This window comes from Synechococcus sp. R3-13, from assembly GCF_047462195.1.
In the GTDB taxonomy this organism is placed as follows: domain Bacteria; phylum Cyanobacteriota; class Cyanobacteriia; order Thermostichales; family Thermostichaceae; genus Thermostichus.
The window spans coordinates 1-871 of sequence record NZ_JANSIO010000413.1 but is presented as its reverse complement, the minus strand read 5'-3'; the positions used below and the strand labels follow the sequence as shown (position 1 = coordinate 871).

The 871-nt window shown below is 60.4% G+C and carries 1 protein-coding gene; it reads left to right on the top strand.

The window, feature by feature from the left end; genetic code table 11:
* The first annotated feature begins 57 nt into the window (after positions 1-57).
* Positions 58-744, top strand: coding sequence for a VanW family protein (locus NW856_RS12110; protein WP_414400477.1), 687 nt, complete (start codon positions 58-60; stop codon positions 742-744).
* Positions 745-871 lie beyond the last annotated feature (127 nt).

Here is an 871-nt window from a genome sequence, read left to right as displayed (position 1 = left end):
CCGCTCGCGCCAGCGGGACGGAGTCCTTGAAACCCCTTCTGAAGGGCAAAGTGTGAGGTGAGAGGAAAGGTTGGCCTGCAAAGGTTAGCTGTGTTGGTGGGGGCGCTACTGGCCCTTCTGGCTTTGTGGTGGACGGATCCCACGCCAACAACCCTAAGCCACTACGTGACTTCTTTGCGGGAGCGTACCCCTTCTCAGCTCCACAACATTCGCCAAGCCGCCCAAAGCCTGGATGGGGTTTACATCATGCCTGCAGCACGCTCACGGGAACAGGCAGGAGCGATTTTTTCCTTCAACCAAGTGGTGGGGCCGCGCAGCCTGGAACGAGGCTATGTGCCCGCGCCGGTGTTTATGGTGGCCGAAACCCTGGATTCGGTTGGGGGAGGAATCTGTCAGGTGTCCTCCAGCCTTTACAATGCTGCTCTCTTGGCAGGGCTGGAGGTGGTGGAGAGGCACCCCCATTACCGGCAGGTAGAGTCGGTGCCCCCTGGCTTAGATGCCACCGTTTGGTACGGCTTGGCCGACCTCAAGCTGCGCAACCCTTTCCCTTGGCCGGTGCGCTTGCGAGTTCAGATCCGCGGCCCAAACCTGATTGTGTCCGTGCTGGGACGGGGATCCCGCCACGCCCTGAGGATCCCACCCATCCGTGTAGAGCGGCACCGGCTGGATCCCCAGCATTTGCAGGTGAGCGTGTATCGGGGTAACGAGCGCCTCTCCCAAGATCGCTATGTCGTTGCTCCCTAGCCTCTCATCGCGCCAGCGGGACGGAGTCCTTTTTTCGCCCCATTGGCCCCCTACTTCAGCGTCTCAGGAGCAGCTCCCCAGCAACCTCCACACAGGGATCCATGTTAATTTCTACACCAACATGGTT